The sequence below is a fragment of the Burkholderia sp. HAN2018 genome (assembly GCF_024704855.1).
In the GTDB taxonomy this organism is placed as follows: domain Bacteria; phylum Pseudomonadota; class Gammaproteobacteria; order Burkholderiales; family Burkholderiaceae; genus Burkholderia; species Burkholderia cepacia.
Map to the genome: position 1 here is coordinate 1 of NZ_QOBB01000096.1, position 26322 is coordinate 26322.

The 26322-nt window shown below is 66.2% G+C and carries 30 protein-coding genes and 1 pseudogene; 13 read left to right on the forward strand and 18 right to left on the reverse strand.

The features are described 5' to 3' along the window. On the reverse strand, positions 1-260 hold a 260-nt coding region (locus DPV74_RS22735), incomplete at its 3' end, for a LysR family transcriptional regulator (RefSeq protein ID WP_205571932.1). 134 nt (positions 261-394) lie between these two features. Here DPV74_RS22735 and DPV74_RS22740 point away from each other — a divergent pair. Next, entirely contained in the window at positions 395-1210 is an 816-nt protein-coding gene (locus DPV74_RS22740) for an aminotransferase class IV family protein (protein ID WP_200058370.1), read from the forward strand. Positions 1211-1236: 26 nt separating this feature from the next. Here DPV74_RS22740 and DPV74_RS22745 read toward each other — a convergent pair whose 3' ends face one another. After that, positions 1237-1641 carry a RidA family protein gene (locus tag DPV74_RS22745; RefSeq protein WP_119338003.1) on the reverse strand — a complete coding sequence of 135 codons (405 nt, stop codon included), beginning with the start codon at positions 1639-1641 and terminating at the stop codon, positions 1237-1239. Between the two features lie 152 nt (positions 1642-1793). Between DPV74_RS22745 and DPV74_RS22750 the strand changes: the two genes are divergently transcribed. Next, positions 1794-2759, forward strand: a complete 966-nt coding sequence (locus DPV74_RS22750) for a LysR family transcriptional regulator (protein ID WP_119338004.1) — start codon at positions 1794-1796, stop codon at positions 2757-2759. A gap of 85 nt (positions 2760-2844) precedes the next feature. Here the strand turns inward: DPV74_RS22750 and DPV74_RS22755 are convergent, their stop codons facing one another. From DPV74_RS22755 to DPV74_RS22805, 11 genes are all read right to left on the reverse strand, one after another. Continuing rightward, positions 2845-3357, reverse strand: coding sequence for an ureidoglycolate lyase (locus tag DPV74_RS22755; protein WP_027787131.1), 513 nt, complete (start codon positions 3355-3357; stop codon positions 2845-2847). Further along, positions 3354-4367 (reverse strand): allantoicase, encoded by a 1014-nt coding sequence (gene alc, locus DPV74_RS22760; protein ID WP_119338005.1) that lies wholly within the window; start codon positions 4365-4367, stop codon positions 3354-3356. The genes DPV74_RS22755 and alc overlap by 4 nt, the downstream gene beginning before the upstream one ends. A 62-nt stretch (positions 4368-4429) precedes the next feature. Next, entirely contained in the window at positions 4430-4951 is a 522-nt protein-coding gene (uraD, locus tag DPV74_RS22765; protein WP_027787129.1) for a 2-oxo-4-hydroxy-4-carboxy-5-ureidoimidazoline decarboxylase, read from the reverse strand. Next, the gene (puuE, locus tag DPV74_RS22770) at positions 4948-5901 is read right to left on the reverse strand and encodes an allantoinase PuuE (protein ID WP_027787128.1); all 954 of its coding nucleotides are present in this window, start codon (positions 5899-5901) and stop codon (positions 4948-4950) included. Before puuE ends, uraD begins: the two co-directional genes overlap by 4 nt. Before the next feature lie 148 nt (positions 5902-6049). After that, positions 6050-6841 (reverse strand): aspartate/glutamate racemase family protein, encoded by a 792-nt coding sequence (locus tag DPV74_RS22775; protein ID WP_060311849.1) that lies wholly within the window; start codon positions 6839-6841, stop codon positions 6050-6052. Positions 6842-6851: 10 nt separating this feature from the next. Then, positions 6852-8336, reverse strand: a complete 1485-nt coding sequence (locus tag DPV74_RS22780; RefSeq protein ID WP_059694659.1) for an NCS1 family nucleobase:cation symporter-1 — start codon at positions 8334-8336, stop codon at positions 6852-6854. 149 nt (positions 8337-8485) lie between these two features. Continuing rightward, positions 8486-9190: a GntR family transcriptional regulator gene (locus DPV74_RS22785; protein ID WP_027787125.1), complete on the reverse strand. Its 705-nt coding sequence runs from the start codon at positions 9188-9190 to the stop codon at positions 8486-8488. 307 nt (positions 9191-9497) lie between these two features. After that, a complete protein-coding gene (gene ldcA, locus DPV74_RS22790) occupies positions 9498-10436 on the reverse strand; it encodes a muramoyltetrapeptide carboxypeptidase (protein WP_027787124.1) in 939 nt (312 codons plus the stop codon). 100 nt (positions 10437-10536) lie between these two features. Further along, on the reverse strand, positions 10537-11133 hold the full coding sequence (gene tadA / locus DPV74_RS22795; RefSeq protein ID WP_021160355.1) for a tRNA adenosine(34) deaminase TadA: 597 nt from the start codon (positions 11131-11133) through the stop codon (positions 10537-10539). Continuing rightward, on the reverse strand, positions 11130-11531 hold the full coding sequence (locus tag DPV74_RS22800) for a DnaJ family domain-containing protein (protein ID WP_006478536.1): 402 nt from the start codon (positions 11529-11531) through the stop codon (positions 11130-11132). The genes tadA and DPV74_RS22800 overlap by 4 nt, the downstream gene beginning before the upstream one ends. A 278-nt stretch (positions 11532-11809) precedes the next feature. Next, positions 11810-13039 (reverse strand): MFS transporter, encoded by a 1230-nt coding sequence (locus tag DPV74_RS22805; RefSeq protein ID WP_119338006.1) that lies wholly within the window; start codon positions 13037-13039, stop codon positions 11810-11812. Positions 13040-13363: 324 nt separating this feature from the next. Here DPV74_RS22805 and DPV74_RS22810 point away from each other — a divergent pair, with 324 nt between their 5' ends. Genes DPV74_RS22810 through DPV74_RS22820 form a run of 3 tightly spaced genes read left to right on the forward strand, consistent with a single transcriptional unit; the run spans position 13364 to position 16127 of the window. Continuing rightward, positions 13364-14134 (forward strand): GntR family transcriptional regulator, encoded by a 771-nt coding sequence (locus DPV74_RS22810; protein ID WP_119338007.1) that lies wholly within the window; start codon positions 13364-13366, stop codon positions 14132-14134. Further along, positions 14131-15870, forward strand: coding sequence for a fumarate reductase/succinate dehydrogenase flavoprotein subunit (locus DPV74_RS22815; RefSeq protein WP_119338008.1), 1740 nt, complete (start codon positions 14131-14133; stop codon positions 15868-15870). Before DPV74_RS22810 ends, DPV74_RS22815 begins: the two co-directional genes overlap by 4 nt. An 11-nt stretch (positions 15871-15881) precedes the next feature. Continuing rightward, a complete protein-coding gene (locus DPV74_RS22820; RefSeq protein ID WP_006764074.1) occupies positions 15882-16127 on the forward strand; it encodes a ferredoxin family protein in 246 nt (81 codons plus the stop codon). Here the strand turns inward: DPV74_RS22820 and DPV74_RS22825 are convergent. Then, the gene (locus DPV74_RS22825; protein WP_162923108.1) at positions 16096-16302 is read right to left on the reverse strand and encodes a hypothetical protein; all 207 of its coding nucleotides are present in this window, start codon (positions 16300-16302) and stop codon (positions 16096-16098) included. The genes DPV74_RS22820 and DPV74_RS22825 overlap by 32 nt on opposite strands. An 18-nt stretch (positions 16303-16320) precedes the next feature. Between DPV74_RS22825 and DPV74_RS22830 the strand changes: the two genes are divergently transcribed. The 5 genes from DPV74_RS22830 to DPV74_RS22850 all read left to right on the forward strand — a co-directional run bounded on the left by DPV74_RS22830 (position 16321) and on the right by DPV74_RS22850 (position 19697). Beyond that, complete coding sequence (locus DPV74_RS22830; protein WP_119338009.1) at positions 16321-17307, forward strand: HEAT repeat domain-containing protein; 987 nt, start codon at positions 16321-16323, stop codon at positions 17305-17307. Further along, positions 17304-17609, forward strand: coding sequence for a DUF971 domain-containing protein (locus DPV74_RS22835; RefSeq protein WP_119338010.1), 306 nt, complete (start codon positions 17304-17306; stop codon positions 17607-17609). Before DPV74_RS22830 ends, DPV74_RS22835 begins: the two co-directional genes overlap by 4 nt. Positions 17610-17706: 97 nt before the next feature. Further along, positions 17707-18591 carry an NAD(P)-dependent oxidoreductase gene (locus DPV74_RS22840; protein WP_119338011.1) on the forward strand — a complete coding sequence of 295 codons (885 nt, stop codon included), beginning with the start codon at positions 17707-17709 and terminating at the stop codon, positions 18589-18591. A gap of 46 nt (positions 18592-18637) precedes the next feature. Further along, positions 18638-19129, forward strand: a complete 492-nt coding sequence (locus DPV74_RS22845; RefSeq protein WP_119338012.1) for an NUDIX hydrolase — start codon at positions 18638-18640, stop codon at positions 19127-19129. A 103-nt stretch (positions 19130-19232) separates the two neighbouring features. Beyond that, positions 19233-19697: an acetyltransferase gene (locus tag DPV74_RS22850; RefSeq protein WP_060084316.1), complete on the forward strand. Its 465-nt coding sequence runs from the start codon at positions 19233-19235 to the stop codon at positions 19695-19697. A gap of 131 nt (positions 19698-19828) precedes the next feature. On the opposite strand, the gene DPV74_RS22855 is transcribed toward DPV74_RS22850, so the two are convergent. Beyond that, entirely contained in the window at positions 19829-20383 is a 555-nt protein-coding gene (locus DPV74_RS22855) for a TetR/AcrR family transcriptional regulator (protein WP_119338016.1), read from the reverse strand. A gap of 108 nt (positions 20384-20491) precedes the next feature. Here DPV74_RS22855 and DPV74_RS22860 point away from each other — a divergent pair, with 108 nt between their 5' ends. Then, positions 20492-21145: a DJ-1/PfpI family protein gene (locus tag DPV74_RS22860; RefSeq protein WP_119338013.1), complete on the forward strand. Its 654-nt coding sequence runs from the start codon at positions 20492-20494 to the stop codon at positions 21143-21145. Between the two features lie 235 nt (positions 21146-21380). Beyond that, on the forward strand, positions 21381-21998 hold the full coding sequence (locus DPV74_RS22865; RefSeq protein WP_059494117.1) for a PolC-type DNA polymerase III: 618 nt from the start codon (positions 21381-21383) through the stop codon (positions 21996-21998). Positions 21999-22203: 205 nt separating this feature from the next. Here the strand turns inward: DPV74_RS22865 and DPV74_RS22870 are convergent, their stop codons facing one another. Then, positions 22204-23559 (reverse strand): glycosyl hydrolase family 18 protein, encoded by a 1356-nt coding sequence (locus tag DPV74_RS22870; protein WP_119338014.1) that lies wholly within the window; start codon positions 23557-23559, stop codon positions 22204-22206. Positions 23560-23895: 336 nt separating this feature from the next. Between DPV74_RS22870 and DPV74_RS22875 the strand changes: the two genes are divergently transcribed. Continuing rightward, complete coding sequence (locus DPV74_RS22875; protein WP_162923109.1) at positions 23896-24099, forward strand: hypothetical protein; 204 nt, start codon at positions 23896-23898, stop codon at positions 24097-24099. 305 nt (positions 24100-24404) lie between these two features. Here the strand turns inward: DPV74_RS22875 and guaA are convergent, their stop codons facing one another. Next, positions 24405-26024, reverse strand: a complete 1620-nt coding sequence (guaA, locus tag DPV74_RS22880) for a glutamine-hydrolyzing GMP synthase (protein ID WP_027787108.1) — start codon at positions 26022-26024, stop codon at positions 24405-24407. 116 nt (positions 26025-26140) lie between these two features. Beyond that, positions 26141-26322, reverse strand: a pseudogene (locus DPV74_RS22885) (hypothetical protein); the annotation flags it as partial.

Sequence of the window (26322 nt, forward strand, 5' to 3'; positions counted from 1 at the left end):
GCCCGGGCCGTCGCGCGCTGCAGGCCCGCCAGCGCATCGGCGGCCGCGGCGGCCAGCACGGCACCAGCCGGCGTCAGCCGGATGCTGCGGCTCGTGCGGACGAACAGTGCGACGTCGAGCTGCGCCTCGATTTCCTTGATCTGATGACTGACCGCCGCCGGCGTCAGCCCGACCTCGTCGGCCGCCCGCGAGAAATTCAGGTGCCGCGCCGCCGCATCGAACGTCCTCAGCGCGCGTGTACCGGGCCACATGCGTTCCATCGATCTTCAAACCGGATTTGATGACCGTTCCAAAACTACTCGTTTTTCAAGATGCCATCAATCCGCAAACAATAGGCTTTCTTGACGATGCCGCGAGCCGCCCCGCGCTCGCGACCGAACCCGGAGATCCGCCAATGACCGTTGCCCCGTTCCCGTCCGTCGTTCAGCTCAACGGCAGTGCCGCCACCCCGGACGCGCTCGCGCCGCTCGCATTCGCGGGCCACGCGCATTTCACCGCGATGCAGGTGCGCGACGGCCGCGTACGCGGCCTCGACCTGCATCTCGCGCGGCTGCGCGATGCGTCGAACGCACTGTTCGGCCAGGCGTTGCCCGACACCCGGATTCGCGCGCTCCTGCGCGCTGCGCTCGAGCGCGCGCCGTCGGCGCTGTCGCTGACGGCGACCGTGCATGCGACGACGGGTGAATTCGTCGCGCCGCGCGACGACGAAGCGCTCGACGTGCTGGTGCGCACCGCCGCGCCGTCGTCGGGGCCGGCGGGCCCGCTCGATCTCGTGTTGTTCGACCACGAGCGCGTGCTGCCGGAGATCAAGCACGTCGGCGAAGTCGCCAAGACGCACTTCCTGCGCCGCGCGATCGCGCAGGGTTTCGACGATGCGGCATTCGTCGATCGCCACGGACGCATCAGCGAAGGCTCGATCTGGAACCTGGCATTCTGGACGGGCGACGCGGTCGTGTGGCCGGTGGCCGGCATGCTCGGCGGAGTCACGATGCGCATCGTGCGCCGGCAGCTGGCGCGCCTGGGCGTCGCGCAGCACGATCGCGAACTGACGCCGGCCGACCTGCCGTCGATGGCCGGCGCCGTCGTGATGAACTCGTGGACGCCCGGTGTCGCCGTGCACCGCTTCGGCACGGCGACGCTGCCGGACGCGTCGTCGTTCGTCGCCCTGCTGCATCGCGCGTACGAGCAGGAGGTGCCCGTCGCGCCGTGACGCGCGGGCCGCGTGTCGGGCATGGCTCACCCGTCGACCGTCTCCGGCAGCCGCGCGATCGCCTTGATCTCGAACTGGAAGCCGTACAGCCAGGTCACGCCGACGGCAGTCAGCGTCGGATAAGGCGCGTCGCCCCAGTACTCGGGGACGATCTCCCAGATCCGCTCGAACGTCGCTTCGGGATCGACGAGGAACACCGTCACGTCGACGACGTCGTCGAACGTGCAGCCGGCCGCGCGCAGTACCGCGTTCAGGTTGTCGAACGCGCGGCGGACCTGCACGCCGAGTTCCGGTTCGGGCGAGCCGTCCTCGCGGCTGCCGACCTGCCCGGACACGAACAGGAAGCCGTTCGAGCGCAGCGCCGGCGAATAGCGGTTGCGCTCGTACAGTGCCTGCCGACCGGGCGGAAAAACCACGCTACGCTTTACCATTCAGCACCTCCTTCGGTTTGTGGGGCGAAACCGCCCCGGCATCAACGATGAAGGCACTTTAAGGACGGTGGCACGACGAATAAACCGGCAACCCTGTCCAACACTGTTTGCGCGCCCCAAACAATTCCCGACCGACGCGGAGCCCTGACCCGATGGACCGATTCGACGCAATGCAGGCGTTCGCCCGCGTGGTGGAAGCCGGCAGCTTCACGAAGGCCGCCGAGACACTGCACATGAGCCGCACCACCGTCACGCAACTCGTGCAGCAGCTCGAGGCACGGCTGCGCGTGAAGCTGTTCAACCGCACGACGCGCAAGGTTGTCGTCACCGCGGACGGCGCCGCGTACTACGACCGCGTCGTGCGGCTGCTGGCCGACATGGACGATGCCGAAACCAGCCTGTCCGCGGCGTCCGCGACACCCCGCGGGCGGCTGCGCGTGGACGTGCCGAGCCCGTTCGCGCGCCTGATCCTGATCCCCGCGCTGCCCGCGTTCCATGCGCGCTATCCGGACATCCAGCTCGACATGGGCGTGAGCGACCGCGTGGTGGACGTGATCGGCGAGAACGTCGACTGCGTCGTGCGCGGCGGCGAGCCGACCGACCGCTCGCTGGTCGCGCGGCATGTCGGCGACCTGCGGCTCGGCGTGTACGCGTCGCCGGCCTATCTCACGCGTGCCGGCACGCCGGCTCATCCGGACGAGCTGGAGGACTCGCATCACCGGATCGTCGGGTTCCTGTGGGCGCGCACCGGCAAGGCGTTGCCGTTTGCGATGGCATGCGACGGCGAGCGGATCACCGTGCGCGGACGCTACGTGCTCGCGGTCGACGACGGCAATGCGTACCTCGAGGCCGGCCTCGCCGGGCTGGGCATTCTGTGGCTGCCCGACTACATGGCCGGTGCGCATCGCGCCCGTGGCGAACTGGTGCCGCTGTTCGAGCGATGGCAGCTCGAACCGATGCCGATGTACGTCGCGTTCCCGCCGAACCGGCACGTCAGCGCGAAGCTGCGCGTCTTCATCGACTGGGCCGCCGGGCTGATCGCCGAGCATGCGCCGGTCGCGAACCGGCGCCGCGGTGCCCACGGTTCGCGCGACGCGCGCAAGACCGCGGCGACCTGAATCGCGTCGAAACGGCGGCACCATGAAAAAACCCGCGCAACGTGCGCGGGTTTTCGATCGGCAGTGGCGGAACCGCAGCGACCACTCAGGCCGTCAGCGCGTGCAGCGCCTCGTCGGTGAGCCACAGCGATTCCTGCAGGTCCTGCTCGTTCAGGTTCAGGCCGTCGCCGCCGCGATCGACGACGATGAAGTCGCTGACGCCGCCGAGCGCGATCAGCGGGTGATGCCACACGCCCTTCGCATAGTTGACGCCCTGCCACCCGCTCGTCACGAACGCGCGGATCTTCGCCGGATCGAGATCGCCCGCGGGCGCCACGACGACGAGATACGGCTGGTCGTTCAGCGGCACGAACGCCTGGCTGCCGAGCGGGTGCCGTTCGAGCATCTTCACTTCGAACGGCAGCGTGCGCGGCTGGCCGCGGAACAGGTTGACGAGCGTGCGGCCGTCTTCATCGGTCACGTCGACTTTCGCGAGATCGTGGAAGCGGATCGTCGTGCCGAGGTTGATCGGGATCTGCTTTGCCCCTTCCGTTTCGATCACGTCGCCGAACGGCGCGAACGCTTCCCTGGTCAGCGGTTCGATGACAAGCGTCTTCATTTGTCGAGCGTCCCCCACAGACGCAGGCGCGACACGCCGCCGTCCGGAATGATGTTCAGTCGCACGTGCGTGACGGGGCCGAGCAACGCGATGTCTTGTTCGAAGTAGTGCTGCTTGTCCATCTGCAGCTTCTGTTCGCCGAGCAGCACCGGCCAGAACATCGACTGCGTGATCAGCGAGCTGTCCGTGCCGCCCGACACGTACGCGGCCTGGATCGAGCAGCGATCCGGATAGTTGCCCTTGAAGAAGGCAGTATCGACTTCGATCTTGCGGATCACGCCCGGCTGCGCGAGCGCGATGATCGCCCAGTCGTTGCCCGGTTCGCGGCGGCGGCGGGTTTCCCAGCCGTCGCCCATGTTCACGCCGCGACCCGGCAGCAGCAGGTTCGACGCGACGCCGAAGTGCTGGTTGTTCGCGGCCACCACGTAACCGCCGTTTTCCATCGCCGCGAGATCGAACTGCTCGGTCGCGCTCGCGCCGGCCCAGTCGAGCTGCGGCTGCCCGTACACGCGCAGGCGTGCAATGCCGCCGTCCGGGTAGATGTTCACGCGCAGGTGCGTGAACGCACGCGCGTCGCTCGCGTCGACATAGTGATGGCTGTTGCCCTGCAGCGTCGTCGACGGCACGATCTCGACCCACTCGGTCGCCTGAGTCGGCGCGCCGTCGGCCACGAACGCGGCCTCGATCGACGCGGCCGGCGGGAAGTTGCCGGTGAAGTGGCTCGTGTCGATGTCGAAACCCTTGATCACGCCCGGGCGCGCGAGCTTGACGATGCACCAGTCGTAGCCCGTCGTGCGCTTGCGGCGCGTTTCCCAGCCGTCCATCCACTTGCCGTGGTCGTCGTACTTGCCGGGAATGAAGACGGCCGGCTCGGGGTTCAGCATCCGGTCCTTCGGCGCGAAGAAATCGTCGCTGGCCTCGAGCGCCTGCGCACCGAGACGCGGGTCGGCAAGATTCACGTAGCGCCGCGTGAATTCGGGTGCGTTGGGATCGAGAAGCGGAACAGCCATGATGTTTCCTTGTTTCAGTGAGGCGATCCGGCCGCTGCGACGCAGCGGGCCGTACTGCGGTGTCAGGCGTCGATCAGGTCGTCGAGGCGAAAGCGCGCGATCCGGTAGATCTGGTCGAGGCTCGCGCGCAGTTCCTCGGTGCGCGAATGATTCACACGCGACTCGAAGTTCGCGATGATGCCGTGCCGGTCATAACCGCGCACCGCGAGAATGAACGGGAAACCGAACTTCTCGCGATACGTGCGGTTCAGCGTCAGCAGCTTGTCGAACTCTTCCTGCGTGCACTGGTCGAGGCCCGCGCCGCTCTGCTCGCGCGTCGACTCGGCCGTCAGCTCGCCGCGCACGGCCGCCTTGCCGGCCAGCTCCGGGTGGGCGTTGATCAGCGCGAGCTGGCGCGCTTCGCCGCCCGATTCCACGGCACCCGACATCGTCTTGTGCAGCGCGTCGATGCTCGCGAACGGCCGCTCGCCGGCGGCGACTTCGGCCACCCACGGCGAATGTTCGAAGATCCCCGACAACGCCGCGACAAATGCGCTCGGCGCCATCGTGTTCAGTTGATCCAACGTGTAGCGCATCGCCTTCATGCTTTCCCTTCGTTTCGATGATTGGGCTGATACGGATGATGTTCACGCCAGTGACGCGCGATATCGACACGGCGCGTCACCCATACGCGATCGTGCTTCTCGATGTGATCGAGGAAACGCTGCAGCCCGCGGAAACGGCCCGGCCGGCCGAGCAGCCGGCAGTGCATGCCGATCGACAGCATCTTCGGCGCCTCGTCGCCCTCCGCGTACAGCACGTCGAACGCGTCGCGCAGGTAGTCGAAGAAGTGATCGCCGGTGTTGAAGCCCTGCGGCGTCGCGAAGCGCATGTCGTTCGTGTCGAGCGTGTACGGCACGATCAGCTGCGGCGACGTCTTGCCGCCCGACACTTCGACGTCCATCCAGAACGGAAGATCGTCGCCGTAGTTGTCGGAGTCGTACAGGAAACCGCCGTATTCCGCGACGAGACGGTGCGTGTTGGGGCTGTCGCGGCCGGTGTACCAGCCGAGCGGGCGCTCGCCCGTCACGCGCTCGATCGCTTCCATCCCGAGGCGCATGTGCTCGGCCTCGAGTTCCGGCGTCATGCTCTGGTAGTGGATCCAGCGCCAGCCGTGGCACGCGATTTCATGGCCCAGCTCGACGAACGCGCGTGCGAGCTCCGGGTGGCGTTCGATCGCCATGCCGACGCCGAATACCGTCAGCGGCATCCCGCGCTTCTCGAATTCGCGCAGGATGCGCCAAACGCCGGCCCGCGAACCGTATTCGTAGATCGACTCCATGCTCATGTGGCGGTCGGGATACGCGGCCGCGCCGACGATTTCGGACAGGAACTGCTCGGAGCCCGGATCGCCGTGCAGCACGCAGTTCTCGCCGCCCTCTTCGTAGTTCAGCACGAATTGCACGGCGACGCGGGCGCGCCCCGGCCAGTTCGCCTGCACGGGATGGCGGCCGTAGCCGATCAGGTCGCGAGGATAGTTGGGATCGAGTGACATGGTTCGAGGTGCGGCGAAAGTTCGCTGAAATAATGGGTTCGCATCGACCGCGCGGGTGCCGGAGGCCGGCTGCGCAAGCCGATGCGATGACGGCCCAGTGTAGCGAAAACGCCCATACGCGCCCATACAGCGGCGCAGATAGTGCGTGTCAGACGGTGTGTATGTGCGGTTGCGGCAAATTCGGGGCCGGCTCCGCCTCGTCCCCGCCCGGCGGGCTGAAGCGGGCGAACGCGCCGTCGTAGCGCTTGGGCAGCGGCCGCGCGTAATCGCCGCGCTTCGCCGTCGCGAGGCGCAGCGCGACGAGCGCCTCGGCCCACTTGACCGCCGCCGTGACGCCCTCGACCACCGGCGCACCGATCTGCTGCTCGATTTCGTGCGCGAACTCGGCCATCCCCGCGCAGCCGAGCACGATCGCGTCGGCACCGTCCTCGTCGAGCGCGCGCCGGCATTCGTCGACGATGATCCGCCGCGCGGCCGAGCCCGGCCGGTCGAGCTCGAGCACGGCGACGTCGGTCGCGCGCACGTTGCGGCAGAACCGCTTCATTCCGTAGCGCTCCGCGAGGTGCCACGCCATCCCGCAGGTGCGCGCGAGCGTCGTGACGACCGAGAAGCCCGGCGCGAGCACGCTCGCCGCATGCATCGCGGCCTCGGCAATGCCGATCACCGGCCCGCGCGCGAGTTCGCGCGCCGCGTACAGGCCCGGATCGCCGAAGCACGCGATCACGTATGCGTCGCAGCCGTCGCGCTCGCCTTGCGCGATCTCGGCAAGCAGCCCCGGTGTCGCGAGCGCCTCGTCGTAATACCCTTCGATCGACGGCGGCCCCATCGGCGGGCTCACCGCCACGATCTCCGTGCCGGCGGCCGCGACCTCGCGCGCGCAGCGGCCCATCGAGTCGGTCATCCGCTGCGTCGTATTCGGATTGATCAGCCGGATCTTCATCGCACGCTCCTCAGGCCTTCGTGTTCACGAGCAGCCGGTAGAACACGAAGCCGAGCCCCGCGCCGATGAACCACGAGAAGTTCGCGACGCCCTGCCAGCCCGGCACCATCACGCACACGATCGCGATCACCGCAGCCGGCAACAGCGCGACGAGCGCGCGGCGGTTCACGCCGCCCGTGTACCAGTACGTCCCGCTTTCCGACATCGTGTACAGGTCGTCGCGCACGAGCCGGCCGCGCTTGACGAGGTAGAAGTCGGCAATCAGCACGCCGTACAGCGGGCCGATGAACGCGCCGAGCACGTCGAGCGTGTAGTGGATCACGGCCGGGTTGTTGAACAGGTTCCACGGCGTGATGAAGATCGACGCGACGGCCGCGAGCATCCCGCCCGCGCGCCAGCTGATCAGGCGCGGCGCGACGTTCGAGAAGTCGAACGCGGGCGACACGAAGTTCGCGACGATGTTGATGCCGATCGTCGCGATCGTGAACGTCAGCGCGCCGAGGATCACCGCGGTCGGATGGTCGATGCGGCCGACCGTCTCGACCGGGTCGGTGATGAGTTCGCCGAACACGGGCAAGGTCGCTGCCGTCGTGATCACCGTGACGAGCGAGAACGCGAGGAAGTTGACCGGCAGCCCCCAGAAATTGCCGCGCTTCACGTCGCCGAACGAGCGGCAGTAGCGCGAGAAATCGCCGAAGTTCAGCATCGGCCCGGAGAAGTACGACACGACCAGCGACACGGCCGTGATCATCACCGGAATCACTTCCGCGCCGTGATACTTGACGCCGCCGAGGTTGATGCCGATGTTGCGCCAGCCCGCGCGCCACACCATGTAGCCGGCGAGGATGAACATCACGACGTAGACGGCCGGCCCCGCGAAGTCGATGAACTTCTTGATCGTCTCCATCCCGTTCCAGAACACGAACGCCTGGAGCACCCACAGCAGCATGAAGCCGGCCCAGCCCACCGCCGACAGCCCGAGGAAGCCGTAGCGATGCACGTCCGCGTAAGGCAGCCATTGCGGGAAGAATTTCAGCACGACGATCACGAGCGCGCTCGACGCGAGATAGGTCTGGATGCCGTACCACGCGATCGCGATCAGCCCGCGAATCACGGCCGGCACGTTCGCGCCGAGCACGCCGAACGTCGCGCGGCACGCGACCGGGTACGGCACGCCGATCTGCTGGCTCGGCCGTGCGATCAGGTTGCACAGCACGTTCACGAGGCTGATCCCGACGATCAGCGCGATCAGCACCTGCCAGCTCGTCAGCCCGAGCGCGAACAGGCTGCCCGCGAACACGTAGCCGCCCACGCTGTGCACATCCGACATCCAGAACGCGAAGATATTGTACGAGCCCCATGTCTGGTTTTTCAGGGGTGCCAAATCTTCGTTATACAGACGTTCGCTGTAACCTTTCGGCAGCGTCGGGTCGCCGCCCTCGCCGCCTTCTTCCGCCGGATAAGCGCTATCGTGCGCCACACTGAACTGAGCCATGACTTCTCCTTGACGCGACCGGATGGCCGCTCCACCGTCATCGATATCGCTCCGGATCGACGCCCGGAGTCGGACCAGCGGCCCGCGGCAAACGCCGCGGGCCTGCATTTCGCTCGTTATGTGGCGCGCGGCCGGGTTCGCGTCGCCGCTCAGGCGCCGCCGAACACTTCGCGCAAATCGACCTGCCCTTGTGCGGGCCGGTCCAGCATCTTCAGTTCGACATGCTGCAGGTGGTGCGCCATCAGCGTCACCGCCCGCTTCGGATCGCCCGCCTCCAGCGCGGCGAGGATCTCTTCGTGGTCGTCGCACGAGCACGGGCTGCGCCCGTGCGATTCGTACAGCGCCGACATCAGCGTCGAGCGTGCGACGAGCCCTTCGAGGCACTCGCTGAGCGTCGCATTGCCCATCAGCGTGGCGAGCGCCGTGTGGAATTCGCCCGACAGCCGGATCCACGCCGCGAAGTCGTGCCGCTCGAACGCCTTGCGTTCCTTGTCGATCAGCGCGGCGACGCCCTTCAGCCGCTTCGCGCCGGGCCCGGTCGCGAGCCGCTCGACCACGGCGAGCTCGATGATCCGGCGCATCTCGAACACCTCGTGCACGTCCTGCAGCGTCGGGCTCGCGACGAACGCGCCGCGGTTCGGCTCGAGCTCGACGAGCTTGTCGGTCGCGAGCTGCGCAAGCGCCTGGCGGATCGTCCCGCGCTTCACGCCGAATACGTCGCAGAGCTGCGCCTCCGTCAGCTTCGAACCTGGCGCGAGCCGATGCTCGAGGATCGCCGTGCGAATCCGCTCGGCGATCGCTTCGGGGCTGGCTGCACCGGACAGGTGGGCTTCGGGCTCGTTCATGATCGGCATCGTGTGATGATCCTCATCCTAGGGCGGACATAAAGATTGTCAACAATTCTTTTCCGGCATTGCGCACAATCGGCGTGCATCGACGCGACCCCGTTCGGTGCATGATGCGTCGAATCCATGCACGACAAGGCCGATACGTACGACAGAGGCCCTTCTCGTCGTATACCCTTCCGGCTTTTTTGTTGACAAAACTGGTGCAAAATTCGGCGACCGTGCTGCGGATGTCGACGAAAAAACTTGATCGTTAGTTGCGCGCTTACCTAAAGAAAAAGGCGGGAAACCCGCCTTTCGATCGATCGCGCCCATCTCAGCCGAGGTGCGGGTAGTCGGACAGCGTGAGCCGGAAACCGTGCGCATTCGCGACCAGCTGCGCGTGCGCGCCGAACGGCAGCGTCAACAGGTCGGGCACGTGGCCGAACTGGAGCCCCGTGACGACCGGAATCCCGACCACCGCGCGCACCTGCTCGATCATCGCCTGCATGTCGTAGCCGTTGTCGTACTCGAACGGCCGCGCACCGGTGAACTGGCCGAGCACCAGCGCCTGCTGGCGCGCGAGCAGCCCCGACAGGTGCAGTTGATAGATCATCCGCTCGATCCGGAACGGCTGCTCGTTGACGTCCTCGATGAACAGGATGCCGCCTTCGATGTCGGGCATGTACGGCGTGCCGACGAGCGACGAGAGGATCGCGAGGTTGCCGCCCCACAGCGTGCCCGTCACGTTCACGCTCTGCACCTGCGGCGCGTCGGCGACGATCGTCGTGCTCGGCTGCGTCAGCGTCTGCCAGAAGTGCTGCATCGTGAAGTCGCTCGGCGTTTCCGCGCCGAAATCGGCGGACAGCATCGGGCCGCCGAACGTCTTGATGCGTGCCTTCGCATACAGCGCGAGCTGGAGTGCCGTGAAGTCGCTGTGGCCGACGAGCGCGACAGGCTGGTCGCGCAGCCTGCGTTCGAGCCCGCGATAGTCGAGCCCGTGCAGGATGCGCGCGGCGCCGTAGCCGCCGCGCACCGCCAGCGCGATGTCCGGCAGCGGCCGCTCGGGATCGGCAAGACGGTTCAGGTCGCCTGCCCGCTCGCCGTCGGTGCCGCCGAACCGCTGGAAGCGCCGCTGCGTCGCCTCGATGTTCTCGATGCGGTGCTGTGCGGTGCTGAGGCGCTCGAGCGCGCGGTTGATCGCGTCGGGGTCGTGCGGATAGCCGGACGGCGCAAGCAGCCGGATGGTGTAGGACGCGGCGGGCTGGAAGGACATGGCGAAAGGTGTCGGGTCGTCAAACCTGCTTAGAGGGTCTGAACCGTCTCCGGTTCACGAAGCCGTGCACGCCCGGCTCGGGTCGGGGCGGCGGGCGCGCCTATGACGCGCCGGATTCGGCGTCGCGGGCCAGCCGCGCTTCGCGCAGCGCGCGACGGCGCTCGGCGAAGAACGACTTCAGCGCGGCGCCGCACTCGTCGGCGAGCACGCCGCCGGTCACTTCGGTATGGTGGTTCAGCTGCGGATTCGCGAACGCGTCGATCACGCTGCCGCAGGCGCCCGTCTTCGGATCGGCGGCGCCGTAGACGACTCGCGCGATACGCGCATGCATGATCGCGCCCGCGCACATCAGGCACGGTTCGAGCGTCACGTACAGCTCGCAGCCGGGCATCCGGTAATTCTGCAGATGCTGCGCGGCCATGCGCAGCGCGGCCATTTCCGCATGGGCCGACGGGTCGTGCCCGCCGATCGGATGGTTGAAGCCGCGCGCGATCACTTCATCGCCGCGCACGAGCACCGCACCGACCGGCACTTCGCCGGCCGCGCGCGCCTCTTCGGCGGCGGCCTGCGCGAGACGCATGAAATGCAGGTCGCGCGCCGATACGGGCGCAGCTTCGGGAACGGGGGAATCGGCGGCGGGTTCGGCCGCCGGGGTGTCTGCCGGGCGGGCTGCGTCGTGCAGCGCGTCGGACGTCACATCGGCCCCGCTTCGGCGGACGCTTCGTCGAGCCCGCGCTCGCACAGGCGCTCCGCGATGCGCCGGCAGTAATCGCGCGGCATCACCATCGGGCCGCCGCGCAGCGATTCGAGCGCCATGTCGAGCGCGAGGATCTTCGCCTGCAGCCGGCACCGCGCGGCACGGTCGCTGACCGCCTGCACTTCGTCGTGCAGGTTGCGCAGCGCGCGCAATTGCTCGACGGCCGGCGGCACGAAGCCCGCATTCTTCAGGATACGGTTGGCCACCCGCACCTCCTCGGGCACGAGCAGGTCGTCATCCAGCGCCTGCGGCGCGCCGGTACCCGGCAAATCGTCGAACTCGCCCCGCGCGGCGGCGGCGGCAATACGTTGTTCGACCAGGGCGTCAAGCAATCTCATCAGTCAATCGGAACAATGCGGCAGGCCGAATTCTAGCAGGGTGACGCGGGTATGACAGGCCCTTCGAATATATGCTCGACATTGCGTTTTTAGGGGCCGAATCGCCGCGCATGCGTGCCGATCGGCATCATTTGCCGCGCTGCTACGCCGCAGCGGGCTGCGGGCTGTCCAGACACCCGCGAACGGACGCAATGCCGGCCCTGTTTTTTGTCAGTGGCGACGCGGGCCGAGCCGCGCCGATACGGTGAAATTCAGGCCTCCGCGTTTCCGCCGGCGGGTCACGCGGCCACCGTTTCCGGCCGCGCTTTCGCGAACGGGCGGAACATCATCGCCATCAGGAACGCGCCGACACCGATCGCGAACGAACCGACGTACAACCAGCCATAGCTGCCGAACGTATCGACGATCAGGCCGCCGGCCACGGGGCCCGCGGCCATCCCGAGGCTGCCGGCCATCGCGCAGCCGCCGATCACGGTGCCCATCATCCGCAACGGGAAGTTCTCGCGCGCGAGCACCGAATACAGCGGCATCACGCCCGCATAGATGAAGCCGAACAAGGTCGCGACCGCGTAAAACCCGTCGAGCGTGCGCACGAAGTCGTACCCGAGCGCGCCGAGCGCCTGCGCAAACAGCCCGGCCACCAGCGTGCGCTTCGCGCCGATGCGGTCGCCCAGGATCCCGAACGCGATCCGGCCGCCCATGCCGGCGAGCCCTTCGACGCTGTAGATCGACACCGCGACGATCAACGGAATCCCGCAAGTCAACGCGTAGCTGACCGTATGGAAGATCGGGCCGGAATGCGTCGCGCAACAGAAGAAGTTGGTCAGCAGCAGCACGATGAACTGCGGCGAACGCAGCGCGTGCGCGACCGACATCGCCGCGGGGTCACCGGCCGGAGCGGGAGCCGCGGAGGCCGCCGGGGCCGCATGCGCGCCGTCGAGCGCGGGCGCCCGGCGCACCAGCAGCGACACCGGAATCATCACGACGGCCGCCAGCGCCGCAATCAGCAGCATCGACGTGCGCCAGTCGCGCACCGACACGAGCCACGCGGCCAGCGGGGCCATCGTCATCGGCGCCATCCCCATGCCGGCCGACACGAGCGACACCGCCAGGCTGCGGTGCGTGTCGAACCAGCCCGTCACGCATGCCATCATCGGCGCGAATATCGCGGCCGTCGCACCACCGACGGCGAGGCCGAAAGTCAGCTGGAACGCGAGCAGCGACGGCGCGCGGCTCGCCAGCGCCAGGCTTGCCGACAGCAGGACGGCCCCCGTCATGACGACCGGGCGCGTGCCGACGCGGTCCGACAGGCTGCCCCACCCCATGCTCGCGAAGGCCATCGCGATGAAGCCGAGCGTCATCGCGCCGGAAATGCCGGTCATCGACCAGCCGGTGTCGCGCGCGATCGCGCGCAGGAAAACGGGCAGCGAAAACATCGCGCCGATGGCGATGCAGCCCATCAAGCCGCCCGCGGCGACGATGACCCAGCGGTATCGGGAATCCGGCATGGGATGTCTCCTTTTCGTTACGGCAATCCTCGGTACCCGGGCGCTACCCGCAAGGTGCAATGCCCGGTCGACATGGATACGACGGGCGACGCATCGGGAAATCGACACGCGCGGCACAGGCGCCCGCGAATTTCCTTGATTGTCCGCCGCTCCACTTCGCCCGTCATGGGTGGATCGGATCGACACCTCACGCCGGATCGTCCGTCCGGTCCGCCCCTGCCGCCGTGCTTTTCCGGAATCGGAAAGTCGAAATCAGAAATCGTTGGTTGGGACGCGCGATCGCGCTGACTACACTCGAGCGATCTTGTCATAACAAGTTGATCGATGACCTCAACCAACGTCGTGCCGCTGTCCGCGGCCCCGCTCTACGTGCAGATCAAGGACACGCTGCGCGCACGCATCCTCGACGGCACCTATGCGCCGCACAGCCGGATGCCTTCGGAGCACGAACTCTGCGCGGCGTTCGGCGTCAGCCGGATCACGGTGCGCCAGGCGCTCGGCGATCTGCAGAAGGAAGGACTGCTGTTCAAGCTGCACGGCAAGGGCACCTTCGTGTCGAAGCCGAAGGCATTCCAGAACGTGACGTCGCTGCAGGGCTTCGCCGAGGCGATGTCGTCGATGGGCTACGAGATCGTCAACCAGGTGCGCAGTGTCCGCACCGTCAAGGCCGACCGCCATCTCGCAACGAAGCTGAACGTGCCGGAAGGCGCGCCGCTCGTCGAGATCCACCGCGTGCGGCTGCTGAATCGCGAGCCCGTGTCGCTCGAACAGACCTGGGTGCCCGAGGCGCTCGGCAAGCGCCTCGCGGGTGCCGATCTCGCGACCCGCGACATCTTCCTCGTGCTGGAAAACGACTGCGGCATTCCGCTCGGCCATGCCGACGTGTCGATCGACGCGATCCTCGCCGACGACGAGATCGTCGACGCGCTGCACGTCGAGGAAAGCAGCCCCGTGCTGCGCATCGAGCGCCTCACGCATGACGCGTCGGGTGCACCGATCGACTACGAATACCTGTACTTCCGCGGCGATGCCTTCCAGTACCGGCTGCGCATCGACCGGCAAAAACCGCGCAAACCTGCAAGGAAACAACGATGACTACCCATGTGCTCGAATACGACATCGTCGTGGTCGGCGGCGGCACGGCCGGCCCGATGGCGGCGATCAAGGCGAAGGAGCGCGACCCGTCCCTGCGCGTGCTGCTGCTCGAAAAAGCCAACGTGAAACGCAGCGGCGCGATCTCGATGGGGATGGACGGCCTGAACAACGCGGTGATTCCCGGGCATGCGACGCCCGAGCAATACACGCGCGAGATCACGATCGCCAACGACGGGATCGTCGACCAGGAAGCCGTGTACGCGTATGCGACACACAGCTTCGCGACGATCGAGCAGCTCGACCGCTGGGGCGTGAAATTCGAGAAGGACGGCACCGGCGACTACGCGGTGAAGAAGGTCCATCACATGGGTTCGTACGTGCTGCCGATGCCGGAAGGACACGACATCAAGAAGGTGCTGTACCGGCAACTGAAGCGCGCGCGCATCGCGATCACGAACCGGATCGTCGCGACGCGCGTGCTGACCGACGCACAGGGCCGCGCGAGCGGCGTACTCGGCTTCGACTGCCGCACGGCCGAGTTCCATGTGATCCGCGCGAAGGCCGTGATTCTCTGCTGCGGCGCGGCCGGCCGCCTCGGCCTGCCGGCCTCGGGCTACCTGATGGGCACGTACGAGAACCCGACCAACGCGGGCGACGGCTACGCAATGGCCTATCACGCCGGTGCCGCGCTCGCGAATCTCGAATGCTTCCAGATCAATCCGCTGATCAAGGACTACAACGGCCCCGCGTGCGCGTACGTGACCGGCCCGCTCGGCGGATTCACCGCGAACGGCAAGGGCGAACGCTTCATCGAATGCGACTACTGGAGCGGCCAGATGATGTGGGAGTTCTACCAGGAACTGCAAAGCGGCAACGGCCCCGTGTTCCTCAAGCTCGATCATCTCGCGGAGGAAACGATCCAGACCATCGAGCAGATCCTGCATACGAACGAGCGGCCGAGCCGCGGCCGCTTCCATGCGGGGCGCGGCACCGACTACCGCAGCCAGATGGTCGAGATGCACATCTCCGAGATCGGTTTCTGCAGCGGCCACAGCGCGTCCGGCGTGTACGTGAACGCACGCGCGGAGACGACCGTGCCCGGCCTCTACGCGGCCGGCGACATGGCGGCCGTCCCGCACAACTACATGCTCGGCGCATTTACGTACGGCTGGTTTGCCGGGCAGAACGCGGCCGATTACGTGGCCGGCCGCGAGCATGCGCCGGTGAACGACGAACAGGTCGCCGCCGAACGCAAGCGCGTGCTTGCCCCACTGCTGCGCGAGCGCGGCCTGGCACCGGCGCAGGTCGAATACAAGCTGCGCCGCATGGTGAACGACTATCTGCAACCGCCGAAGGTGACACGCAAAATGGAAATCGGGCTGCAGCGCTTCGATGCCATTGCCGAGGATATCGAAGAGATAAAGGCAAGCCATCCGCACGAACTGATGCGCGCCGCCGAGGTGCGCGCGATCCGCGACTGCGCGGAAATGGCCGCGCGCGCGTCGCTGTTCCGCACCGAGAGCCGCTGGGGGCTGTACCACCATCGCGTCGACTTTCCGCATCGCAACGACGCCGAATGGTTCTGCCACACCTGGCTGCGCAAGGACGCCGACGGCGCGATGCGCAGCGAGAAGCGCCCGGTCGAACCGTACGTCGTGCCGCTCGCCGACGACTATCGCGGCGCCTACACGAATCTGCGCATCCGCGAACCGGCCGCGCTCGCGGCCGCCCTCTGAGGAGCCCCACCGTGCCCCATACCCCGCACGACATCTTCCTGCGCAGCAGCGCGCCCGTGACGATCGACGAGGAACGCTGCATTGCCGACAAGGGCTGCACCGTCTGCGTCGACGTGTGCCCGCTCGACCTGCTCGCGATCGACGTGACCAAGGGCAAGGCCTACATGCAGTTCGACGAATGCTGGTACTGCATGCCGTGCGAGCGCGACTGCCCGACCGGCGCGGTCAAGGTCGACATCCCTTACCTGCTGCGCTGAGCGCGCGCGGCCGGTCGTCGTCGTGCCGCCCGCGCGGGCCGCGCAGGCCGTGCAGGCCGTGCAGGCCGTGCAGGCCGTGCATCGACGACGTGACGGCCGGGCCGGCGTTCGCCAGATTCGCGCCGCCATGCCGCGCCGCCCATGCATCGCGCTGCGCGAGCAGCGGCTTTTTCACCGAACCGATCCTTTGCCCATGACCGCTTTCTCCTTCACCGCCTCGCTGCCCGGCACGCACGATCCGAATCGTGCCGCACTCGCCCTCTCGCCCGACGCATCCGTGCGCCGCATCGCACTGATCGAGCTTGCCGATCTCGAGGAATCCGATCTGGTGCCGTCATTCGTTGCGGCACTGTGCGACGATCCGTCGGCCGACGTACGCAGCGAGGCTGCGCGCGTGCTCGGCGCATGGGAACAGCCCGACGTCGTCGACGCACTGTGCGGCGCATTGCTCGATCCGGACGAAGGCGTACGCGCCACCGCCGCGCAGAGCCTGTCCGAACTGAAGGACGCGGCATCGGGTGCCGTGCTGTGCAGATGGGCCGACCGGCCCGAGTCGTTCGTGCGCCGCGCCGTGCTGCGCGGATTGCGCGAGTTGCGCGACCCCGGCGCGTTCGCGCCCGCGCTGCGCGCACTCGATGCCGAACACGCCGCCGTGCGCGCCGAAGCCGTCGCGGTGCTCGGCTGGCTCAGGGATCCGCGTGCGCTGCCGTCGCTCGCGTGCATCGCGACCACCGATGCCGCAGCGGACGTGCGACGCGCCGCGGTCGGCGCGATCGGGTTCGCGGCACCCGGCGATGCGGCCACCATCGACGCACTGCTCGCCGCGCTGCGCGACCGCGAATGGCAGGTGCGCGAGGAAGCGGCCACGACGCTCGGCAAGTTGCGTGTCGCGGCCGCGCGCGACCCGCTCGCCGCCGCGCTCGACGACGACTACTGGCAGGTGCGCTTGCGTGCCGCGCGTGCGCTCGGGCAACTGCGCGATGCTGCGGCGGCGCCGGCCGTCGCCGCACTGCTGTCGCATGCGATCAGCAACCTGCGCAAGGAAGCCGCGCTAGCGCTCGGTGAATTGCGCGACCGCGCGACGTTGGCCGCGCTCACCCACGCGCTGGAGGATCACGATCCGGAAGTGCGCAAAGCCGTGCGAATCGCGATCCGGCAAATCGACGAGGCGTCGCGATGATCGCGCCGACCGAAATCGCGCTCGATCACGCTGCACGCACGTTGACGCTCCGCTGGCCGGACGGTCGCACGCAGCGCATCGGTTATGCGCAGCTGCGCGGCGATTGCCCGTGTGCGGAATGCCGAAGGATCCGGCTCGACGGCGGTCGTGTCGATGCGCGGCCCGACCTGACGCTGGCCGGCCTCGAAGCAGCCGGCTACGGCATCCGCGCCCGCTTCGGCGACGGCCATGCCCGCGGCATCTATCCGTGGCCGTTTCTGGCCGACATGGCTGACAGGGCGGACACGACGACGCGGCCGTGACGTAGCTCCCGCGGGTGCGGGGACGACATGGCAGACGTGCGGAAACGCTGCGATACTGACGCCCACGATCGTCTCCACCCACCGTGGGAGTCACAACATGCAAACCGCAGTCGGATTCATCGGCCTCGGCGTGATGGGCACGCCGATGGCGCTCAATCTCGCGCGGGCCGGCACGCCGCTCGTCGTATGGAGCCGGTCGCACGGCAGCGACGATGCGTTGCGCGACGCCGGCGCACGCGTGGCCGCGCACGCCGACGACGTGTTCGCCGCCTGCTCCACCGTGATCCTGATGCTCGCGAACGACGCGGCGATCGACGCCGTTCTCGCGCGCGGCACGCCCGGTTTCGCTACCCGTGTCGGCGGGCACACCATCGTGAACATGGGCACGAACGCTCCCGGTTATTCGCGCGCGCTGGCCGATGAAATCGCCGCCGCGTCGGGCCGTTACGTCGAAGCGCCGGTGTCGGGTTCGCGCAAGCCGGCCGAAGCCGGCCAACTCGTCGTGATGCTCGCCGGCGCGCCGGACGACGTCGACGCCGTCCGCGCGCTCGTGAAGCCGCTGTGCCGCGACAGCTTCGTGTGCGGCGACGTACCGTCGGCGCTGACGATGAAGCTCGCCGTGAACCTGTTCCTCATCACGATGGTCACCGGCCTGACCGAAGCCACGCATTTCGCGCAAAGCCACGGTATCGATCTCGCCCGCTTCGCCGACGTGCTGAACGCGGGACCGATGGCGAGCGACGTGTCGCGCGTGAAACTCGGCAAACTCGTCGCGGCGGATTTCTCGGTGCAGGCCGCGATCACCGACGTGCTGAAAAATGCGCGCCTCGTCGCGGAATCCGCGCGCGGCGCCAACATCGCGTCGCCGCTGCTCGACATCTGCCACGCGCTTTACGGCGAGACCGAGCGGGCCGGACATGGTGCGGACGACATGGTCGCCGTGATCCGCGCGATCGAGCAGCGAACGCACGACGCGCGGTGAATCGTCACCGGCCGCCCTCTCGACCACGCGCACGCATCGATCCGTCATGTCCGACTCGCCCCGCTCCCTGACCGGCGTCATCGCCTCCATACGCCCCGTTCCCGCCGTGATCGGCATCGTCCTGCGGGAACGCGACGTGCTGCTGGTGCGCCGCGCCAATCCGCCCGATGCGGGCTGCTGGGGCTTTCCCGGCGGCAAGATCGAAGCAGGCGAATCGATTGCGAGCGCGATCGTGCGCGAGATCGTGGAAGAGACGACCGTCGACGTCGAGGCACTCGACGTCTTTACCGCGCTGGATGCCTTCGATTACGATGCCGGCGGCAACGTGCACCAGCATTTCGTCATGGTCGCGGTGCTGTGCAACTGGTTGCGCGGCACACCTGCTGCCGGCGACGATGCGCTCGACGCGCGCTGGTTCGATCTCGCCGAGCTCGACCGCGACGATTTGCCGATGAGTGCGGGCGTTCGCGACGTCGCGCGACGAGCGATCGAGCGTGCCGCGAGCCTCGGCGACGCACGGCGTCCGGCCATTCTCTGAAACAGCGCCGTCTGCCCGCATCCCTTGCGAGCGTCCCGATCGCGGCCATGACGGTGTCGGCGGGCCGCCGACCTTCAAACTACAAATCAAGACAGGTCAAACCATGATCAGAATTCGCAAGTCCACCGAGGCCGACGGCGCACGCGTGCTGGATATCTGGCGCAACGCGGTCGACGCGACGCATCACTTCCTGAGCGACGACGACCGTCGCGCAATCGAATCCGAAGTGGTCGGGTTCCTGCCCGGTGCGCCGCTCGATCTCGCCGTCGACGAGGCCGACCATGCGATCGGCTTCATGCTGCTCGACGGCAGTCACATGGAAGCCTTGTTCGTCGATCCCGCGCACCATGGGGCAGGCGTCGGACGCCTGCTCGTGGAAGACGCACTCACGCGTCATCCCGACCTGTCGACCGACGTCAACGAGCAGAACGAATCGGCAGCGCGATTCTATGAGCGGCTCGGCTTCGAGCGCTGCGGGCGCTCGGCGCTCGACGGACAAGGACGGCCCTATCCGCTGATCCACCTGCGCCATCGCGCGGCACCGCCCTCGTCGCCACGGCACGCATGACCCGTCTGGCCAGGGCGGGAGATCGCGCCGCCCTCTACGTCACACGCACGGCACATGCGAACGCGGCTGCGTACTACCGAGTCCGCGCCCCGCATGCCGCGCGTGCACCGGTACGCGTGCCAGGTGACGCATCATGCGCGACGCATCGGCAGCACGCGTTCGACCATTGAAAAAGCGCGCTGCATGAAGCCGTTGAACCGGTCGGCGTCGCGCCGCAGCCCTGACTGCTGCCCACCGATCAGGCACAAGTGCACGGCCTGCCCGACGATCTCGGCCTCGCCCGGCGTGCGCACCAGCCGGCGCGACGTGTCGATCGCAAATGCGAGCCGCGCCGCGTCGACACGCTGCTGGCATTCCGCGACCAGCGGATCGTGCAATGCCCAGGCACGGATCGCAATTTCACGCCCTGGCCGTTTCTCGGCGGCAATGCGCAGGTAGCGCAACAGCGTGTCCCCGGCACCGTGGCCCTCCGCCGCATACGCCAGCATGCGCGCGGTGTAGTCGTCCTCCCACGCGGTCAGCAGCGTCCTGACGAAGTCCTCGCGATTGCGGAAGTGGTGATAGAACGATCCCCGCGTCACGTTCAGCCGACGCGCGAGGCTCTCGGCCGAAATGCCCGCGTACCCTTCGCCGTCGAGGGCGTCGAAGCCCGCGGCAATCCAGTCGTTTCGCGTCAGTGTGCTCATCGTCTTCGCCATACAGGCTGTGTATGGTGCGGCATGGACAGATAGGCTGCGAACTCTATCACGGCCGCCGCCGCTTCCGGTAGCGCGCCATTACGTAAGGAGTCCGCCTTGAAAGACATCGCGCTCGTCGCATTCGACCGGTTCACCGATATCGACCTGTTCCTGACGTGGGACATTCTCGGTCGCAACAGCAAGGACTGGCGCGTCCGGATCCTGGGCGCGCAGCCGGTGCTGCATTCCGCCCAGGGTCTGGCGATCCCGACGCACGGCCCGCTCGCCGACGCCAATCGCGCCGACGCGGTCCTGTTTTCGAGCGGCAAGGAAGGCGTACCGGCCGCGCTCGCCGATCCCGGTTTCCTGCCGTCGTTCGATCTCGATCCCGAACGCCAGCTTGTCGGGTCGATCTGCGGCGGCGCCTTCATTCTCGAACGGCTCGGGCTGCTACCGCAGCGCCGCGCGACGACGCACCCCGAAGCGCGGCAGGGTTTGCAGGCAGTCGGGCTGCAAGTGATGGACCAGCCGCTGGTGTGTCACGGCAACGTCGCGACCGCGGGCGGATGCCTTGCGTCGCTCTACCTGACGGGATGGCTGGTCGAATCGATGTTCGATGCGGACAAGCGGCGCGAGACGCTGCTGCCCGTGCTGCCTGCCGGGCAACGGGAGATTTTCGAAGCGCTGATCGAGTTCAGTCTCGGGCAGGGTGCGGGACACGCCACGGGCCCGATCCGGATCGTCGAAGGCGGAAACGGGATTGCGGCATGATGCGCGGGTCGAGGGGCTGCCGCTAGCCGGCACCCTTCTGCATCGTCGCGCCTCGTGCGTCCTGCCAGGCCAACGGCGAATCGGGACGCATTCGCGGGCGATCCCAGGCGTCGATCGGATCGGCTTGCGCCGCACGGATGGTTGTTTGCCGGGCTGAACGAGTCCGTCGTGGGCCGGGAAATGCTAACCTCTCGGCCTCTCTGAACGACACTGCGTGAAGCAACAGGATTCGACCATGCAAACCGTTGCGGTACTGGACTTCGAAACAACCGGGCTTTCGCCGAACCTGGGTGATCGTGCGACCGAAATCGCCGTCATCCTCCTCCGCGACGGACAAGTCGTCGATCGTTTCCAGAGCCTGATGAATGCAGGCAGACGCATACCGTCGGACGTCGTCGCGCTGACCGGCATCACGAACGAGATGATCGCATCGGCGCCGCCGGCATCGAAAGTCATGAAGGAAGCGGCTGCGTTCGTCGGCAAACACGCGGTCGTCGCCCACAACGCCGGTTTCGACAAACGGTTCTGGCAGGCGGAACTCGGGCTGCTTGGCATGACGGCCGAGCATGCCTTTGCCTGCACGATGCTCGTGGCGCGGCGCATTTACCCGGACGCGCTGAGTCATCGCCTGTCGAGCCTCGCGGACATGCTGCGATTGCCGAAATCGGGACGGGCGCACCGGGCGATGGTCGATGCCGAAATGGCCAGCCACCTGTGGTGCAGGCTGCAGCAGGACATTGCCCGGACTTACGGGCTGGATCGTATCGATCACGCGCTCATGACGCGTGTCCAGGCAACGGCGAAGGCGAAAGTGCCGATGTACCTGCGCTCGCTCGCGGGCGCGCATGCGTGAGAATCGGTCGACGGCCGCAGGCGATCGCTGTCAGGCACATGACGGATTGCCGCATCACGCGTGCCACGCGACGTTTCATGACTCGGGCAGCATGTGAGCGCAAAACGGCTTGGGAATCTCCCGACACGAATTGAAAAAAGGCCATGCAGTCGCATGGCCTTGGTCAACTATTGCCGCAGGTACTGAAAAATCGTTATCAGGTGCCTCAGGCGAAAACGGCATTCAGCGTTGCAAGAATTGCGGTCTGGTTGCCCCCTGCCAACGGAACCGTCACCGTAGATCCACTGAAGCCGACCACGCTTTGTCCGGCCGGAGCAGACTGTACGAAACCATTCCGGGTGGTTGAGCCGGCCATACTGCCGAACGGGCCATAAGTGGCCCCGCTTTTCCCGGTCAACGTGAGTTGCAAAACACATTGCCAGCCGTACCACACGCCCGTGTAGCCGGAAATGGACACGATCGGATCGTCAAGCGGAATATTGATGACCTGGGCAGTCCCGCTGTTTCCGCCGTGTTGCAACAAGGTGAATATTCCGGTTCCCGTTCCCTGGGTGCCGGTGTTATATGGCCCCGTCCCGGTATTGACGGCCTGAACCGCGTTGAGTACGTCGCCTGACCGGATCGTCACTCGGGTTAGGTTGGGATTACCTGCGGCGCTGATAATCGATGTGTCGTCGAAGGCGTTGCTGGTGGGCGGATTTCCGAGTTGATCGAGAATCATGAACTGCGCCTGCTCGAACTGGAAGTTTCCCGAATTGAAGCGCCAGACAAAAATATCCTGATAATCGTACCGCGTACCCCCGGAAGAAAAACCTTCCGAAACCATGCTCCAGACCTGTTGCGCACTGGCATTGGGGGCTGAATTTCCCGGTTCGAACTGAGCGCCATAGCCAATCCTGGACGGCGATATGCCGGCATCAAGAAAATCCGATAGCGGCGTGCCGTCGTAGAATTGCGGAGAGACAAAATCGAACTGGCTATTGACCGTAGCGTAATCAATCGAACTGGTGGGCCATGCGGGCGTGAATGACAGATAATATTTCACCGGCTGTCGATCGAATTCGGCGCGAATTGCAGAGAACAGAATCTGAAACTGCGCTCGCGTCATTTTATCGGAAACATCGCCTTCCCAATCGATATCCAGGCCATTCATTCCATTATTCTGGAGATATGTCACCAGATTATTCGCAAAGTTGGCCGCCTGTGTTTGCGGATCTCCTCCTCCCGAGAAAACCGCCGCCAATGTATTGGCGCCGGAATACACCATCGTGGCCAGAAATTTAATTCCAGGATTCACCTGACGCGCATCACGGAGTACAAAATTCAAATAATCCTGATTGGTCAGTCCACTCGAATGCGACGCGTTGCCGATCTGGATCGTGGAACCCTGTGCGGCGGGAACGACCTCGAAAAAAGCAATGCCAAGAAAATTTGCACTGTCGTAAACCTTGCAATCGATCAGCGATTGATAGCAACTTTCGGGACTGTTGTAGTTGGTTTGTGGCGGTTCGTCTTCGTTCAAGAAAATCCACGCATTGATGCCGTTTTGTAGGTTTGCCATTTTTCTTTCCTGTGACGTAGCGTTTTTTGGCGGTGGCGCGCGACGCTGTAACTACAGTAGAAGGCCACCAAATACCACGGCCAATTGACCATGGCGCATCGGCAATGCGGTCACGCCCGGAGACGACACAGCCCCGCAATGAACCAAGGCGTTCCACGTTGCTGAAGACCATTATAGGAAGTGGCGAAAGATAAAACGGTGCAAACTGCGTGAAAATATATCGATCCTTTGGAGAAACACGCGACACCAATTCGACGACAAAATCCCTGTCGAGCGCAACAATGCACTTTCGGATTCGCCATTCCGGCTTCATTACGCCAACTGGCGACGCATTCGGTGAAAAGCTTCGACACGGCGCGCGGCCGCCATCGTTTCTCTTCACTCAATAATGCAGGTAATCGTATCGAAGCAAGGAAATATGCCCGCCGGAGATACTGCGACATGCAAACCGTCGCGGTCGGTGATCTTGTACAGGGCTGTACGGGATTTAAAAGGATTGCGGAATGCGAATTCGGTGAGCCTCGTTTCCTGTTCTCGTGATTGGTACCGCTTTTACCGCTACCAATCACGAGCCCTCGATGTGCCCGCAAACCCGCATCGCGTCCCGCATTCCGGAAGGATTTTTACTGCCACGACTGAATCCCGTTGCCGGGAGATTATCGAGTCGCAATCGTGCATTCGGCTACTGCCCGCCCCACTGTCACTTGCAGCGCATACGCGGCGGGCAGTCTCCGGATTCGTAGAAAGTTCGCTTCTACGTCAATGGCTTACAACCATGCGGATCGCAACGAGAATCCTGCAAGATCCTGCGTAAGCCAATGATTTCAAGAGGAGCCTTTTACCGCTCACTCCCACTCGATCGTCGCCGGCGGCTTGCCCGAGATGTCGTACACGACCCGGTTGATCCCGCGCACCTCGTTGATGATCCGGTTCGACGCGCGGCCGAGCAGCGCGTACGGCAGGTGCGCCCAGTGTGCGGTCATGAAGTCGGTCGTCTGCACGGCGCGCAGCGACGTCACGTAGTCATACGTGCGGCCATCGCCCATCACGCCCACCGACTTGACCGGCAGAAACACCGCGAACGCCTGGCTCGTCAGGTCGTACCAGGTCTTGCCGACATCGGCTTCGCCGCACAGGCCGGCAGCCGCATCCTGCGCGGTCGCGGTCGTGTTGCGCAGTTCCTCGATGAAGATCGCGTCCGCGCGGCGCAGCAGGTCCGCGTATTCGCGCTTCACTTCGCCGAGAATCCGCACGCCGAGGCCCGGGCCCGGGAACGGATGGCGGTACACCATCTCCGGCGGCAGGCCGAGTGCGACACCCAGCTCGCGCACTTCGTCCTTGAACAGGTCGCGCAGCGGCTCGAGCAGCTTCAGGCCGAGCGTTTCCGGCAGACCACCGACGTTGTGGTGGCTCTTGATCGTGGTCGCCTTCTTCGTCTTCGTGCCGCCCGATTCGACCACGTCCGGGTAGATCGTGCCCTGCGCGAGCCACTTCGCCTTCGACAGCTTCTTCGCCTCGGCCTGGAACACCTCGACGAACTCGCGGCCGATGATCTTGCGCTTCGCTTCCGGATCGGTCACGCCGGCCAGGTGGCCGAGGAACTGCTCGGATGCGTCGACGTGCACGACCTTCGCATGCAGGCGGCCTTCGAACATGTCGAGCACCATCTTGCCTTCGTTGAGGCGCAGCAGGCCGTGGTCGACGAACACGCAGGTCAACTGATCGCCGATCGCGCGATGGATCAGCGCGGCTGCGACGCTCGAATCGACACCGCCCGACAGGCCGAGAATCACTTCCTCGTCACCGACCTGCTCGCGGATCTTCGCGACGGCTTCCTCGATGTGATTCTTCATGATCCAGTCGGGCTTCGCGCCGGCGATCTGCAGCACGAAGCGCTCGATGATCTGGCGGCCCTTCACCGTATGCGTGACTTCCGGGTGGAACTGCACCGCGTAGTACCCGCGTGCCTCGTCGGCCATGCCGGCGATCGGGCAGCTCGGCGTCGACGCCATCAGCGCGAAGCCCGGCGGCAGCTCGGCCACCTTGTCGCCGTGGCTCATCCAGACCTTCAGCATCCCGTGGCCTTCGTCGGTCTTGAAATCCTCGATGCCGTCGAGCAGGCGCGTATGGCCATGCGCGCGCATTTCCGCGTAACCGAATTCGCGGTGGTCGCTCCACTCGACCTTGCCGCCGAGCTGCACGGCCATCGTCTGCATGCCGTAGCAGATGCCGAGCACCGGCACGCCGAGATCCCACACGGCCTGCGGCGCGCGCAGCTGGTGGTCTTCGTACGTGCTCGCGTGGCTGCCCGACAGGATCACCGCCTTCGGCGCGAATTCGCGGACGAAGTCGTCGGACACGTCGTTCGGATGGATTTCGCAGTAGACGTGCGCTTCACGCACGCGGCGCGCGATCAGTTGGGTGACTTGCGAACCGAAGTCGAGAATCAGGATTTTGTCGTGCATGGCTGCGGACGGGATGAAGAGAATAAGAAAAGCAGCGCATCGTTTGCATCATGCGCTGCGTCACAAGCATGGACAGCGGCGTCGGGCGGAAGGCAGCACGCGCGACGCATGGCCGGTCAATCCTGCATCGGCGGGCGCTCGTCGAGTGCGACGGTGCCTGACGACGATTGGCCGGATGCGGCGGATGACGATGCGGCGGCCGGCGACGGCGCCGCGGGACGGCTGACGACGGGTTCGACACGCTGCGGCGCGGCCGACGACGCTTGCGCCATCGCAGGCTCGTCCGGACGCGGCGCCG